The organism is Paenibacillus sp. AK002, assembly GCF_053903045.1.
Genome location: NZ_CP096377.1, coordinates 1,355,972 through 1,369,436, shown reverse-complemented (window position 1 = coordinate 1,369,436; position 13,465 = coordinate 1,355,972). Strand labels below are relative to the sequence as shown.

Genomic DNA, 13,465 nt, shown 5'->3' with positions numbered 1-13,465 from the left:
CAAGGCCAAAAGCCCGGGAAGAAGTGTTAGTCCGTGACAGTTATAACGTGTATTCATGTCCCAAAATCAAAAATACGCTGGAGGTCCAGGTGAACGCCCGATCGCGCAGCCCGGCTCCGGTCAGGGCATCAAAATTCTCGGCCATGCCGCTGAGACTGACCATTCGGCAGTACCGCTGCGCAATCTCCATGGCCAGCTCCTTATCGCCGGCCGCCGCCACCCCTTCGACCAGCAGCATCGTGGAAGGAGCCCAGATCGGGCCGCGCCAATATCCGTCCGGCTTATAGTATGGGCTGCTTACGCTTTCGGTCGCCCAGCCGTTGCTCGTCAGAAATCGGCTTTCATCCCGAAGCCCTTCCAGCAGAGCCGTGCGGATATGCTCGGGAAGGCGTTTACCCAGCAGGATAGGAACGAACAGCAGCAGGCTGTCCCCTTCGGACGGCTCATGCGTTCCCGAACGGCAGGCCGTAAACCGGCCGTCCTTCCAGAAGTGCCGAATCAAACGCTCCAGCGTATCGTCCGCCCTTCGTCTCCATCCGGCCGACTCCTCCGACAGGCCCAGCAAGCCCGCGATTTCGGCCAGCGTCTCCATCTGGATAATCAGATAAGCGGCAAGGTCGGGACTCTCGACGGGAATGCCGTTATTGAACGCCGTGCTGTTGTCCCAGCCCGAGTCGTTGCCGTGGTTATACTGGGGAATGCCGTCGCCGTCATGATCCCGGTGCGTGAACCACCACTGCGTCCATTTCGCTAGAGGGCCATAGACCTCGCGCAGCTGGGCCTCCTTGATGTAATCGGTCCGACGCATCATCCAGGCCAGCGTCCAGCCGTGAATCGGCGGTTTGTTGCAATTCCATAGCTCGTATTTATCGTTCACGAAGTCCGGGATCAGGCCGCTCTCATCCTGCCGGTCAAAAAAGATCATGAACTGGTCCCAAGCCAGCTCCGGCTGATGCCGCACAAGAGCCATCGCGTTAAAGCAGTTGTCCCAGCTCCAGATGTTGGTCATCCAATTCTTGGACATATACATGGCCGGGCGAGTCAGGCAGCCTTCGGCAGGAACCACGCAGGACCAGGTAATATAGGCGGCGAGCTCCCTTGCTTCCTGCCACTGCTCAGAGACGGCAAGGGTGCTGTTCAGCCATCCGGCGTAATCCTCGCGAACACTTCCAACCGCATCGTCGAAGGACTCCCATTCGTCGCGCGGCTTCAAGACGGTCATGAACTCTTCGACCGCAAATTCGGCCGCATTGGATGCAGGATCCACAGAAAAGTCGGCGGTAACCCGCGAGCTCTTGATCTCGTTCCATTCGACCTCCATGCCCATCTGGCCCGCAAGCCGGGTCAGCATGAAGCGGCAGCCATGCGTAAAGCTGTTCACCTCCCAGCTGTCCGGATGGGTCTCATAGGCGTAATCATACGCTGCGGGGAAAAAGGTAAGCCGGATGCCGCAGCCTTCCGAGCGGAATCGCACGGTCCGGGAGTCCGATATGCAAATATCCGCATGGCCTAACGAATCGGAGGCCGTTAGCCTGATGTTGTCGGGTGATGCCACCGGTTCAAATGATATCGGCTCGTTCTGCCGGTTTAACAGCTCTATCAGAAACGCCTCGCCAAACTTGTCATCCCCTCCGCGGACGGTTCGCAGGTACAAACCCTGTCTCCGGTTCTCCGCCGCTGGCAGGAGGGATATCGCCAAGAAGGACTCTCTTCGGCTGAAAGGTACGATATTCAGATCAAAATTCATAGGACATCTCCTTCGCTGAGGTATCGCTTTCATTGTAAAACTTCTCAAGGAAGGAGAGGACTGACGGATGTCTTGCCGATAGAGGGATATTGTTTGGGGCACGCTTGCTCTAGCGAGGGAGGTGTCATTTTGTTCGATAAGAGGGGGGTAAATGTCATGGCAAACAACAGCGCAGCGAAGATCCTATAAAAAAACGCCGATGATCGCGGCATCGATTTATGGATTACAATGGCGATCATCTGGTTTAACTGGGCGACGAGCGCCGACTGAATGAACCCCTTATCGTTCTGCCGGGATTATACGCATCTGGTATGTAGTGAGCCATTATGTCGCTATAATGGCTCTGTCTGCTATAGCCTGCTATGCCTGCTATGCCTGCTATGCCTGCTATGCCTGTTATGGCTTCTGTCCGTGCTGACGCCAATATTGTCTTTTTCCGTCATCGCGCACGGTGATGCCCAGCTTCGATAGTTCCCGGCGCAGATCAGCCGCGTCCTCTCGATCCTCGTTCTTGATGGCCTTCTCCCGTGCCAGGAAGAGCGCGTTCATGCTAGGCGTCAGTTCCGGCGAATCGGCAATCCATCTGACGTAATCATCGGCGAACGGATTGCGGTCTCTCCAGGAGTAACCGTGCCGCTTGAAGGCTTCGGCCACCGTTTCCCGCTTGGCTTCGGGTTTCTCGCGATAGAGCTCCTCCCCTTCGTTGCCCAGCAGGACCAGCTGCTTGCCGTCCATAAAGGCAGCGGAAACTTCTTCTCTCCTAAAGGTTTGTTCAGCCTCATGAATGCGGAGTGTAATCTCCTTGTCCGACAGGCGAACCGCAAGGCTTTCTTTAATGGCTAAGTGAGAGAGCACCGTCCCGGCAAGCAGCCCTACAACAGCGGTTACGATAACAACCCATGGGCCCTGGATGGATGCGATCAACTCCAAGGGTCCTTGAAATGGCACCCAAGCCAGGCCCGTTGCCCAATCCGCAATGACAGGCAGAAACCAGCCGACCACCGCGCCTAATAAAGGAGGCACCGCCCATACCAGCATACGGTCTGCCCATGATAATCCAAGATCACTGTATTCCCTCTCGTTATTCAATGGCATCCGCTCCTTTCCTGAGAACGCTGTTCACCGCTTCTTTCCAGACCGCTTGATAGTCCAGCGGAATCTCCATCATGATATAACTCGTGATATTATCGATGACCAGGGCCAGAACATAGGCCTTGGAATCCGCATGCTGACGATCGACGACCCCGAAGTCGACCCCCAGCTTCATGAATTCCCGAAAGCCGTCCAGGAACGATTGCTGCATGGCAGCTACCCGCTGGCCGTAATTGGCATTCCGGTTTGCGGTCAGCATGAACTCGCTCAATAGGCGCATCACCGGCACGAAGGCTTCTTCCTCCTCGGGAAACATGCGCAGCCCGCCCTGGTACAGCTGCTCCGCGAAGTTAAACTCATTTAGCCCGGTCAGGGAGAAATAATGATCGAAATGATAATCGCTGAACATGTATTCAAAGACCCGCTCCACCAGTTCATCCTTGGACGCAAAGTGATAGTAAATCGACGGTTTCGTAATGCCCACTTCGCCGGCAATCATCGCCAGGCTGGTCTTCTCGATGCCATGTGCCGCAAACAATCCGATGGCAGCCTCGACGATTTGCCGCGAGGTTAAATCCTTCTTTTTCACGCTGTCATCCGCTCCTTTTTTACCTACCGATAGGTAGAATTTTAAGATGGATGATGGAGGATGTCAATATTTTTTTAACTACCGGTAGGCAAAAAAAACTAAAAATCGCCGATGCTTATCGCATCGACGATTCATAAGAATTAGGATTTGTAGCTTAACCGGCTCAACCGATTAAAGCATTCTTCTTCCCATCATGATGATGGTTTCAAGCAGCGCCTTCCACTTTCCTTCGACCGTGCGTGCGGTCTTTGCGGCGTGGGCCGCTTCATTGCGTTTCGAGCGCAATTTCGTTGCCATCCGGCATCGTTCCAGTTCCTGACGGAGATCGTGAACATGCTGTTTGGCAATATCTTCATTATTGATATTCATGTTTCATTCCTCTTTTCTTTTATAGCGACAACATTCCGACATTACCAATACCTGCAAGCTCCTCTTCCGTCCCCTTCACTATAATACTTCCATTGTTTGCCCGAAGGTAAGGGTACAAAATGCCTTTAATTCTTTTTTCCCCTACAACGACTTCGCCGAAAAGATCCAGGGAGGACATCGAAGCCTTAATATCTTCCTCGGTGACGTCATCGTCTAAGGTCAGCGTCCCGTCAACAATGAAGCTCGCCGGCTGGCCCAAAGCCGCCAGCTGATCCCTCGACCAGGTCTCCTCGCCGCTGATGAACACAAACAGCCGCTCATAACTTACGATTTCTGTATTCAGGTTGGGGCAGCGCTCCCAGACCAGATCTTCGATCTCTTCGCCGCAAATGATGAACGAAGTGGACTGTATCTCCGACACGGCCTGGCTGAAGGCGTCCCGGTTCACGTCCGCCTCGAGAATGAGCGGCTTATTCGTGTAGAGCTTATGGCCTTTAAATCTCCGTACGCTTCTTGCGTTTAGCCGTAGCGGTTTGGTTACATACTCGAATCCTGCCGGGATCACCTCGACCAAGCCGTTGATCTTTTTCAATTTATCGTAGAAATAAGGGGATTGATGTTCATGGATAATCGCCTTGCCGTTGACTTGGATCTTTTCAATCCGGGCCGAGAACTGCTCCATATCCAGCTCCTTATCCAGATGAACCATGCCGTTCAAGACCAGCTCCATAGGCTCGCTGCTGGAGGCCAGATACGCATTGTTCAACTGCACTTTCCCGGACTCGAACCGGGGTTCGTATTCGTAAGCGTGAATCTCCGCGCTGGCGCCTCCCACTTTGAGGAGTGCAGAGGTAACGGCAGCGGCCAGATGCCGGGGAGCATAGACCTCGCCGTTAACCACCAGGTGCAGCGTGCCGCTCTGGAATGCTTCAAGGGATACTCCTTTATCGATGATGACCGTGCCGTTAACGAATACGCGGTCCGGCTGCTCCAAGAGCTGAAAATATTCCTCGTTCAGCCGCAGCGTGCCGCTGTAATAACGGTGTCCCTCGGGGATTTCAATCGTCTTGCCGATATTGCCAGTGTTTTTCAACAGCGTGAGGAGGTGTGCCGTCTCTGCCCGGTATATCACAAGGCCCACGTTTCCGATCCGCTCGATGCTTGTTACGGTTTCCTCCGTGGCCTGCGTAAGATCCAACATCCCTACATTCTCGATGATTCTGCTCATTTCATATCTTCCTCCCATAGTTTTCTCAATTTTTTGATGGCGGTTTGCAATTTGTAACGAACCGTGGCTGCCGGCATACCCAGCTGCTCACCGATTTCTTGGCTGGACATCCCGAGCCAAAAGCGCTTAAACACGATATTGCTCTGCGATTGCGGCAAACGGGCGAGCCATTCCGTCATTTCGATATTGCGGCTTGACACGGGGAGCTCCGCGATGTCCAGATCATCCTCCCACGATACGAGCCGCTTCTCCCGGCGGCTAATATCGATCATGCGATTTTTGACGACTCTGAAGAACCAGGCCTTTTGCTTGTGAAGGGGCAGCGCTGCCAGGTTCGGCTCCTTGATGGCTTTCATAAAGGCATCCTGGACCAGATCATCCGCTTCGTAAGCATGCTTGGCGATGGATCTGGCATAACGCTGGACATCGTCCTTCAGGTTTTCATAAAGATCACATACTTGCATTAGCCAACCTCTCACTTTTCGTTTTGTCTTTTCTGTAAATATAACGTTTGAGAGAAAGAAACTGATGGATATTCTCGAATTTTTTTTCGGGCCTATAAAAAAACACGCCAACCGTCTAGCAGTCAGCGTGTTTACCTATAATTAATCCCACATGGAGAACAGCACCAGCAGAGTGGCTGTGATGCCGAGCAAGATCGAGTGCCTGGAAAACCAAACCGAACGTATCTCTTCCTTCATCCTTGCATCCTCCTTATTGTTTTCATTGAACGTGATGATTCATCTTCCCTGATCACTCAATCCCACCAGCTAAGCACACATACCAGCATAACCGCTACCAAGAAACCGTCCATAAATTTAAGCTGAAGTTTAGCCATTTGGATTCACCTCCTTCTAAACGGCAACAAGTTGTGAGGGAAATCTTCGTCTTATTATTGATTGATCAATTACTATTATCGAAAAAATAATCCCTTCGCATATCCTGGTGTCGCTGCTGCGCCACTTTATATGGCCTCCGCTGCTCATGCCCGTTTATTCATTAAACTCCTCATGGTCGCAGCTATCGCCTGCTCATGAGGCGTCCATTGAATCGGACCGATCAGGCGCTCGTATTTCTCGCCGCTCAGCACCAAAGGCTCCTCGGTCAAATACAGCATCTCAACCACCTCTTTCATCACCGGATTGAATAACCCGATCAGGGAGAGTCCGATTCGTCCAAGCGGCATTACCGCCTTGCGCTTTCCGGCAGCCTGCTGCGCAATCCGCACCAGCTCATGGCCTGAAATCACGCCCGGTCCGGGGATATGCCAGTTCTGCCCATAGGACTCCTCTCTCTCGGCAATCTCTACGATCATTCGGGCGGCATCCGGCAAATAGATGTATTCTCGGGGAACGCTCATGTTGCCGATGAAGGCGGTTGGCTTCCCTGCCGCAATGGCTTCCATCGTGACGGATAAATAGGACGCCTGCGCAGAAGGACCATAGTAGTCGGGCAACCTTACGATAAGAGGGTTTGCTTTATGCCAGCGCGATGAGAATATCAGCTGCTCGTAGGCTAATCTTACTTTGCCCTTACGGGTATGCGGTTTTTTGGGATGCTCCTCTGTTGCCTTTTCCATTAAGCGTCTGCCATAAGGATAGATTCCATCAACCACCACAACCTTGGTCCCCAGCTTCTCTGCAGCCGTCATGACCGATTCACCCAGCGGCAGCAGCCTGGATTCCATCTCGTGGTAAGGGATGTTCGCACTTTGAAAAATAACATCGGCCCCTTCCGCGGCTCTTCGGATATCCTCAGGTTTAAATGCATCTCCCGTTTCCAGCGTAAGCAGAGGCGAACGGTCCAGCTGCTCAGCCAGCTCATTCAGCTTCTTCGCGGAACGGCCGAAGGCTACCGTTTGAATTCCACGCTTCACCAGTTCCGCCGTCAGCGGGGCGCCTACGCCGCCTGTCGCACCCAAAACAATCGCTTTTTTCATCATCAATCTCTCCTCATATTAAAATAATTGATTGATCAATCACAATTGATTAAAAATGAAATGCCCTTTCTCCACCGCGCACAACCTTATGCAGTACGCGGTGCGGCACATCGACGCGCGCCTTATCTTTTGGGCATCATATTCGGCATATCCATCGCCATGGCTACATTGCACAGCATCCCCCGGGCCAGAAAATCGGAGGTTTTCTTATCGGCATCCTCGAATCCCGCTTTCACGAAAGCATGCTGAACCAGGTCCTTCACCTCGTTCATTCCCTGCTGCATCGCTTCGCGGATGGGCGCTTCCTGGATCGTCTGCGCCTGCATCTGCAGCAGGATTTCGCTGCGATGGGATTGCACGATCCCTTCGTACGCCCGGATCAGGCCCGTCTCCAGTTCCTTCGGAGCAGCGGACTCGATGACCCCCTGAAATGCCTGCACGATGCGCTTCCAGGAGACAGTCAGCGATTCCACGAGCAGCGATTCCTTGGTAAAGAACCGATAGACGTAAGGCTGGGATATCGCTGCCCGTTCCGCAACCTGAGCCGTGGTCGCGCGATAGTATCCGATCTCTGCAAACACTTCGATTGCTGCCGCTACGATTTCATTTCGCCGATTCGCAGAGGTTGAAGCTCTAGCCATTCAACCAACCTCCTCTCACTCATCTTTAATTTCATTATTGATTGACCAATCACTAATTGATTTCAGTATATACGGTCCGTTTTCCTTTTGCAACTGCTTTTTTCCCAGAATTATTGAATTTAACACCTGGACATAGCTTGCGCATAGGGAAGGAATCCGCTATCTCTTATCGAACTGTTTTATGAACCGCGATAAGGCGGGAGCCTATTCCAAGACTTTATTCTGTAATCGATTAAGGAGGATCTATCATGAGTCATGAAGGTCAACAGCAATTCGAACGATGGCATAGACACCGTACGGTCTTGCTTCAGCTGCTGCAGGACGTACAGAGCGAGCATTTGGATTATAAACCGTGGGATCATGCCTATACCTTGGGCGGATTGGCTGTTCATATTGCGGCGTCCTCGGACATGTTCTTGCGCTCCATTGTAAAAGGTTCCTTCTCTCCACCCTCTATTTCCACCGAATTCGAAACCATCGATGACATAAGAAATATCGTGCAGGCTTCGACCGAATCGTCTACGGCTGTTTTTAATGAATTGTCTGACTTCCTAATGGAGCAGCCGCTGGACTTTAACGGGTTCGTTTCCCCAGGAAAAGTGTGGCTGAGCAACATGGTCGACCATGAAATCCACCACAAAGGGCAATTGTTCACTTACGTGCGTGCAGTCGGCATCGAAAAGGTTCCCTTCTTCACCGTTCAGCCGCCAAAACCGTAACGATAGGTACGACTGGATTTGCAGCTGCAAGCTTCTGATACTCATCCTGATTCATCTTACTCAAAATAAAGCCGGATTTCCTGCAGCTTATGCTCAGGAAATCCGGCTTTCTTCTATCCCTGGTTAGCCTTGCTTCGCCAGCTTCACCACAGCCTGCAAAGCGGTGTTAATCTCGCGCTCCACCGCGTCGGCAACCACGTTTGTGTTCGGATCGTACTCGGCCGCAAGGTCGGCGTCGGCAAAGCCGTCCATGGCCACAATCGCGCCGGCGCGAACGCCGCGGATCGCCGCAACGACGTACAGCGCCGCAATTTCCATCTCGACGCCGAGCGCGCCGGCCGCTTTATATTTCTGATGCGGCACTTCCTCGACTCCGTTAAAGAACACGTCCAGCGTGACGGTTATGCCCTTGCGCACGACGCCTTCGCCGATCGCGAGCGCGGATTCGTACAACGCCTCAGCCACCTGGCTGTCCGCAACCGCCGGAAAACCGTCCGGTACCAGCTGCTTCGTCAGACCGTCCGTACGGATCGCCGCGGTGCTAACCACAAGGCTCCCCGCAGGAGTGTCCGCCCGATAAGACCCGGCGGTGCCCACGCGAATCAAGGTCTTCGCGCCCGCGCGAATCAGCTCCTCGAAGCAAACGGCCGCTCCCGGGCAGCCGACGCCATGGCTGGTTACCGCCAGCTCAACGCTTTCATACGTTCCCACGAAAGTGCGGTACTCGCGGCTGAATGCCAGCTCGCGCGCATTTTCGAGCTTACGGGATATCGTCTCCGCGCGTTTCGGGTCGCCGCAGACGATCACAAATTCAGGTATATCCTCTGAGTTCACTTGCAAAATAGGCATCAACATATTAGTCAAACTCCTTACGTGTCCATTCGTCTTCGGGTATATCCAGCGCCTCGCCGCTAAACCGCTCTTCCTTGAACGGGTCCGCTTCATTATGGAAGCCGTTGCGTTCCCAGAAGCCCGGGCGGTCTTCCTTCATAAACTCGATGCCGCGCAGCCACTTGGCGCTCTTCCAGAAATAGCGGTGCGGCACGACCGTGCGCAGCGGCCAGCCGTGCTTGTCCGTCAGCGGCTCGCCGTTGAAACGATAGGCCAGCAGCACATCGTCACGGAGCAAATCCTCGATCGGCACATTCGTGTCATAATCGGGATCGGCATGAAACATGACGTATTTGGCATCCGGCTTGATCTTCAAGCCCGCCATGAAATCCCGGAACAGGATGCCCTCCCATACCGTATCGAACTTGGACCAGCGCGTGACGCAGTGAATGTCGGTGTTCACGGTTACCGTTGGCATCGCCAGAATATCTTCATACGTAAAGGTTTGTTCCTCTTCGACTTCGCCGAAAACCCTGAGGGTCCATGCGGACATGTCGTAATGGGGAACCTCCCCTTCATGCAATATCGGGAACTTCTCGGTCAGCGTCTGCCCCGGCGGCAGCTTGGCCCGCTGCTCTTCGGTCAGGTTGCCCACCGCCACCGGCTTCATTTTTTTCAAACGTTCTGCTTTTTTATGCACCAACTTCATCTCCTTTACGCTTGATCGCTTTCGCATCCGCTTATCGGCGGGATGACTTCAATCACTGGTTGTCGCGGCGCGGCATACGCGCTTATCTGGAGCTGGATCCCTGCTTCAGCGCGTCCTGCTGGAAGCTTTTATCCTTAAAGAAGAACATCGCCAGAATCGTTACGACATAAGGCAGCATCTGCGTAAAATGCGTAGGCAGCGCCAGGCCCTGGAACCGGATGCTGAGTGCATCCATAAAGCCGAACAGCAGGCTTGCCGCCGTCACCCCAAGCGGACCCGATTGGCCCAGCATCGTGGCGACGAGCGCGATAAAGCCACGGCCGGCCGTCATGCCTTCCGTAAACATCGTCACCTGTCCAAGCGACAGCTGCGCGCCTGCCAGCGCACATAACACGCCGCTCGCGAGCACGGCTCCATACTGATACCGTCTTACACGGATGCCCACGCTTTTGGCAGCGAGCGGATTCTCGCCGGCAGCCAGAAAACGGAAGCCGTTCTTCGTGCGATAGAAATAATACCACATGAGGCCCGCAATCAAAAACGACAGATACACGAGCGGCGTAAGGCCCGCCAGAATAGGACCGATCACCGGAATATCCTCGATAATCGGAATGTTCCATTTTGGCAGCCCGACCATCGTATTATCATAAAATGCACCTTTCACATCAAAAATAGCCCGCAAGCTGAATGTGGTCAACCCCGCCGCCAACGCATTCATCGCGATACCGACCACGATGACGTTGGCCTGCAGATTAATGCTGAGGTAAGCAAAGATAAAGGAGAAGATCGACACGATCGCAATCGCAAACAAAATCGCGTAAAACACGTTGCCGAAAAAGTGGTTCCCCACCACGGCTGCGAATGCTCCCAGCAGCATAAAGCCTTCCAAACCGACGTTGAACAATCCGACGCGCGAACACAGGGCACCGCCGAGAGCCGCAAGCAGGATCGGAGTGAGCACGCGGAGGGCCGAGTTGATTAAAGCAAGGTCAAACAGCTGTTCCATCGGATTTGTTCCCCTTTCTGCGCTTCAGGAAGCTGTATGTGAATCGGGCGGAGATAAACAGAATCAGCACGGCTTGGATGATTGCTCCTACCTCAAGCGGCACTTCCGTATTCCGTTCCACGCCCATGCCGCCCGTCTGCAGCGCGGCCAAGAAAATCGATGCAATCAGCGTACCGATCGGATGCGACCCTGCCAGCAATGCTGCCATGATGCCCGTCCAGGCATAGTCGGCCGTAGATAACGCACCATCGATATAACGATACTGGGAGCCCAAAATTTCAACGGCGCCGCCAAGTCCGGCCAAGCCGCCGCTGAAGAACATCGCGCCAAGCATCATCGGCCCGCGCTTAACCCCGCCAAACAGGGCAAACAGCGGATTTCCGCCTAGCATCCGTACTTCGTAGCCGATCACGGAGCGCTTCAACAGCACGAATATAATCAACGCGGCCAGCACCGCGAGCACAAAGCCGACATGCAGCGGCATGCCGGAGATCAGCTTCGGCAGCCAGACGCTGTTATCGAGCATTTCGGATTGCGCCATCGCGGCCGAACCCGAGCGGTCCTTCAGCGGATAAGCGACCAGATAACCCGCAAACAATACGGCCACATAGTTCAGAAGCAGCGTGGAGATCAGCAGGTTCACCCTGAACCGGGCATCAAAATATCCGGCCATCACCGACCATAATCCGCCCGCGATCACACCCGCAAGGATGGCAGCGATACACACCAGCCAGCCGGGACCCGGCATATACAATCCGACCAACGCGGCGGAAAGCGCGCCAAACACCATTTGTCCTTCCGCGCCAAGGTTAAAGAAGCCTGCACGGAAGGCAAACGCCGCGCCCAGACCGATCAGAATGATCGGGGTCGCGCGGGACAGCGTATTCGTGAAGAAATACATCCCGCCGAAGGCACCCTTCCACATCTCCGCGTAGGTCTGCAGGATATCGCCGCCGGCAATCATGATCGCGATGGCTCCGGCAAGCAGCCCCACAAGGATGGCGGCAATCGGCTGGAGCAGCGGAAGCGTAAGTTTAGTCCATTTGTTCATTACAGAGTTCCTCCCGCCATCAGCAGTCCCAATTTCTCTTCTGTCGCATCCTTCGCCGACAGCTCGCCCGCGATCCGGCCTTCATACATGACCAGAACACGGTCGGACAGCTTCAAGATTTCCGTTAATTCCGACGATACCAGCAAAATTCCCGTGCCCTCTTCGCGCCGCTTGAGCAGTTCGCCATGAATCGTCTCCATGGCGCCGATATCGACGCCTCGCGTCGGTTCCGCCGCGATCAGGAACGGAGTTCCCTGCTCCAGTTCCCGTGCCACAATCAGCTTCTGCAGATTGCCGCCGGACAAATACTGCGTGCTGGTCTCCAGGGATCCGGTCTTGATGGAGAATTTCTGAACCCATCCGGATACAAGCGAACGAATGTCCTTGAGTTTGAGGAAGCCGCCCTGCTGCAAGCGGCGTTGGTGCCCCATAAGCCCGGTATCCATCACGGTAGCCGTTCGGTTGGCACCCCATACGTAGCGATCCTCCGGAATATGGGCTAACCCGTGCTCCCGTATTTCTCTTGTCGACATGCCGGTAACGTCCTTGCCCGACACGGCAATCCGCCCGCTGTCCGGCTGAGCCAGGCCCGAGATCACTTGAAGCAGCTCGGATTGCCCGTTGCCTGAAATACCCGCAATCCCGACAACCTCGCCGGCCCGTACCTCCAGGTTTACGCCGTCCAGAACCGGCTTGCCTTTCGTTCCGCGGATCGAGACGTCCGATACTTCCAGCACCTTCTCGCCCGGCGTGATCGGCTTGCGGTCCAGTTCCATCAGCTCGCGGCCGACCATGAGACGGGAGAGCTGGTGGGCGTCGGTGTTCCCCTTCTCCACCACGCCCGTGACGGCACCGTCACGGAGCACCGTAATGCGATCGGCCACGTCAAGAACCTCGTTCAGCTTATGACTAATCAGGATAAAGCTTTTTCCCTGTTTGGAGAGCTGTTTAATGGCATCCAGCAGCTCCTGCACCTCGAGCGGCGTCAGCACGCCCGTCGGCTCATCCAGAATGATGATTTCGGCTCCCTGATACAGCACCTTCAATATTTCAACCCGCTGCTGCACGCCGGGGGCACTGCTGCTTACGGTGGCGCGCGGGTCCACCTTCATGCCGTATTTTTCGCAGAGTCCTTCCACGATCTTCACGGCTTGCTTGCGGTCAAACCCGGCACCTGAGCCCGGCTCATTGCCGATCACGATATTCTCGGCGATCGTAAACGTAGGAAACAGCATGAAGTGCTGATGCACCATGCCGATACCGCCTTGAATCGCGTCAAGCGGGCTTGCAAACGAAACTTCCTTGCCATTCAGCCGAATCGTACCCGAGGTTGGCTGCTCCATCCCGTACAATATCCGCATCAGCGTCGTTTTGCCTGCACCGTTTTCCCCGACTATCGCATGAACCTCACCCGCGCGCAGCGAAAAATCAATACCGCGGTTTGCGCTGAACTCGCCATACTTTTTCGTAATATTGTCCATCTGGAGTAGCATCGAGTCATGCCTTCCTTTCGTTTCTGAATGAAAGACCGACTGCCCATGTGC

The 13,465-nt window shown here is 54.3% G+C and carries 14 protein-coding genes; 1 reads left to right on the top strand and 13 read right to left on the bottom strand.

The window, feature by feature from the left end:
* Positions 1-40 precede the first annotated feature (40 nt).
* The 8 genes from M1D70_RS05835 to M1D70_RS05800 form a co-directional block, all read right to left on the bottom strand.
* On the bottom strand, positions 41-1,747 hold the full coding sequence (locus tag M1D70_RS05835) for an amylo-alpha-1,6-glucosidase (RefSeq protein WP_456289408.1): 1,707 nt from the start codon (positions 1,745-1,747) through the stop codon (positions 41-43).
* A 396-nt stretch (positions 1,748-2,143) separates the two neighbouring features.
* Entirely contained in the window at positions 2,144-2,842 is a 699-nt protein-coding gene (locus M1D70_RS05830; RefSeq protein ID WP_456289407.1) for a YqeB family protein, read from the bottom strand.
* On the bottom strand, positions 2,829-3,428 hold the full coding sequence (locus M1D70_RS05825) for a TetR/AcrR family transcriptional regulator (protein ID WP_456289406.1): 600 nt from the start codon (positions 3,426-3,428) through the stop codon (positions 2,829-2,831). The genes M1D70_RS05830 and M1D70_RS05825 overlap by 14 nt, the downstream gene beginning before the upstream one ends.
* Positions 3,429-3,599: 171 nt before the next feature.
* The gene (locus tag M1D70_RS05820) at positions 3,600-3,797 is read right to left on the bottom strand and encodes a hypothetical protein (protein ID WP_456289405.1); all 198 of its coding nucleotides are present in this window, start codon (positions 3,795-3,797) and stop codon (positions 3,600-3,602) included.
* A 19-nt stretch (positions 3,798-3,816) separates the two neighbouring features.
* Positions 3,817-5,025, bottom strand: a complete 1,209-nt coding sequence (locus M1D70_RS05815) for a hypothetical protein (protein WP_456289404.1) — start codon at positions 5,023-5,025, stop codon at positions 3,817-3,819.
* On the bottom strand, positions 5,022-5,489 hold the full coding sequence (locus M1D70_RS05810; protein WP_009594402.1) for an RNA polymerase sigma factor: 468 nt from the start codon (positions 5,487-5,489) through the stop codon (positions 5,022-5,024). Before M1D70_RS05810 ends, M1D70_RS05815 begins: the two co-directional genes overlap by 4 nt.
* A gap of 518 nt (positions 5,490-6,007) precedes the next feature.
* Positions 6,008-6,964 carry an SDR family NAD(P)-dependent oxidoreductase gene (locus M1D70_RS05805; RefSeq protein WP_456289403.1) on the bottom strand — a complete coding sequence of 319 codons (957 nt, stop codon included), beginning with the start codon at positions 6,962-6,964 and terminating at the stop codon, positions 6,008-6,010.
* A gap of 122 nt (positions 6,965-7,086) precedes the next feature.
* Entirely contained in the window at positions 7,087-7,605 is a 519-nt protein-coding gene (locus tag M1D70_RS05800; RefSeq protein ID WP_009594366.1) for a TetR/AcrR family transcriptional regulator, read from the bottom strand.
* Positions 7,606-7,853: 248 nt separating this feature from the next.
* Between M1D70_RS05800 and M1D70_RS05795 the strand changes: the two genes are divergently transcribed.
* Positions 7,854-8,324, top strand: coding sequence for a DinB family protein (locus M1D70_RS05795; protein WP_009594403.1), 471 nt, complete (start codon positions 7,854-7,856; stop codon positions 8,322-8,324).
* A gap of 123 nt (positions 8,325-8,447) precedes the next feature.
* Here the strand turns inward: M1D70_RS05795 and M1D70_RS05790 are convergent, their stop codons facing one another.
* From M1D70_RS05790 to M1D70_RS05770, 5 genes are all read right to left on the bottom strand, one after another.
* Positions 8,448-9,179, bottom strand: coding sequence for a nucleoside phosphorylase (locus M1D70_RS05790; RefSeq protein WP_456290392.1), 732 nt, complete (start codon positions 9,177-9,179; stop codon positions 8,448-8,450).
* Between the two features lies 1 nt (position 9,180).
* On the bottom strand, positions 9,181-9,855 hold the full coding sequence (locus M1D70_RS05785) for a sulfite oxidase-like oxidoreductase (protein WP_456289402.1): 675 nt from the start codon (positions 9,853-9,855) through the stop codon (positions 9,181-9,183).
* Positions 9,856-9,946: 91 nt separating this feature from the next.
* Positions 9,947-10,870: an ABC transporter permease gene (locus M1D70_RS05780; protein ID WP_009594395.1), complete on the bottom strand. Its 924-nt coding sequence runs from the start codon at positions 10,868-10,870 to the stop codon at positions 9,947-9,949.
* Positions 10,854-11,921 (bottom strand): ABC transporter permease, encoded by a 1,068-nt coding sequence (locus M1D70_RS05775; protein ID WP_009594377.1) that lies wholly within the window; start codon positions 11,919-11,921, stop codon positions 10,854-10,856. Before M1D70_RS05775 ends, M1D70_RS05780 begins: the two co-directional genes overlap by 17 nt.
* Entirely contained in the window at positions 11,921-13,414 is a 1,494-nt protein-coding gene (locus M1D70_RS05770; protein WP_456289401.1) for an ABC transporter ATP-binding protein, read from the bottom strand. Before M1D70_RS05770 ends, M1D70_RS05775 begins: the two co-directional genes overlap by 1 nt.
* Positions 13,415-13,465: the final 51 nt, after the last annotated feature.

What these genes read in the sequence shown, in the direction of transcription:
- M1D70_RS05835 (WP_456289408.1), bottom strand. Translation starts at nt 1,747, where the DNA reads ATGAATTTTGATCTGAATATCGTACCTTTCAGCCGAAGAGAGTCCTTC.
- M1D70_RS05830 (WP_456289407.1), bottom strand. Translation starts at nt 2,842, where the DNA reads ATGCCATTGAATAACGAGAGGGAATACAGTGATCTTGGATTATCATGG.
- M1D70_RS05820 (WP_456289405.1), bottom strand. Translation starts at nt 3,797, where the DNA reads ATGAATATCAATAATGAAGATATTGCCAAACAGCATGTTCACGATCTC.
- M1D70_RS05815 (WP_456289404.1), bottom strand. Translation starts at nt 5,025, where the DNA reads ATGAGCAGAATCATCGAGAATGTAGGGATGTTGGATCTTACGCAGGCC.
- M1D70_RS05810 (WP_009594402.1), bottom strand. Translation starts at nt 5,489, where the DNA reads ATGCAAGTATGTGATCTTTATGAAAACCTGAAGGACGATGTCCAGCGT.
- M1D70_RS05805 (WP_456289403.1), bottom strand. Translation starts at nt 6,964, where the DNA reads ATGAAAAAAGCGATTGTTTTGGGTGCGACAGGCGGCGTAGGCGCCCCG.
- M1D70_RS05800 (WP_009594366.1), bottom strand. Translation starts at nt 7,605, where the DNA reads ATGGCTAGAGCTTCAACCTCTGCGAATCGGCGAAATGAAATCGTAGCG.
- M1D70_RS05795 (WP_009594403.1), top strand. Translation starts at nt 7,854, where the DNA reads ATGAGTCATGAAGGTCAACAGCAATTCGAACGATGGCATAGACACCGT.
- M1D70_RS05790 (WP_456290392.1), bottom strand. Translation starts at nt 9,179, where the DNA reads ATGTTGATGCCTATTTTGCAAGTGAACTCAGAGGATATACCTGAATTT.
- M1D70_RS05780 (WP_009594395.1), bottom strand. Translation starts at nt 10,870, where the DNA reads ATGGAACAGCTGTTTGACCTTGCTTTAATCAACTCGGCCCTCCGCGTG.
- M1D70_RS05775 (WP_009594377.1), bottom strand. Translation starts at nt 11,921, where the DNA reads ATGAACAAATGGACTAAACTTACGCTTCCGCTGCTCCAGCCGATTGCC.
- M1D70_RS05770 (WP_456289401.1), bottom strand. Translation starts at nt 13,414, where the DNA reads ATGCTACTCCAGATGGACAATATTACGAAAAAGTATGGCGAGTTCAGC.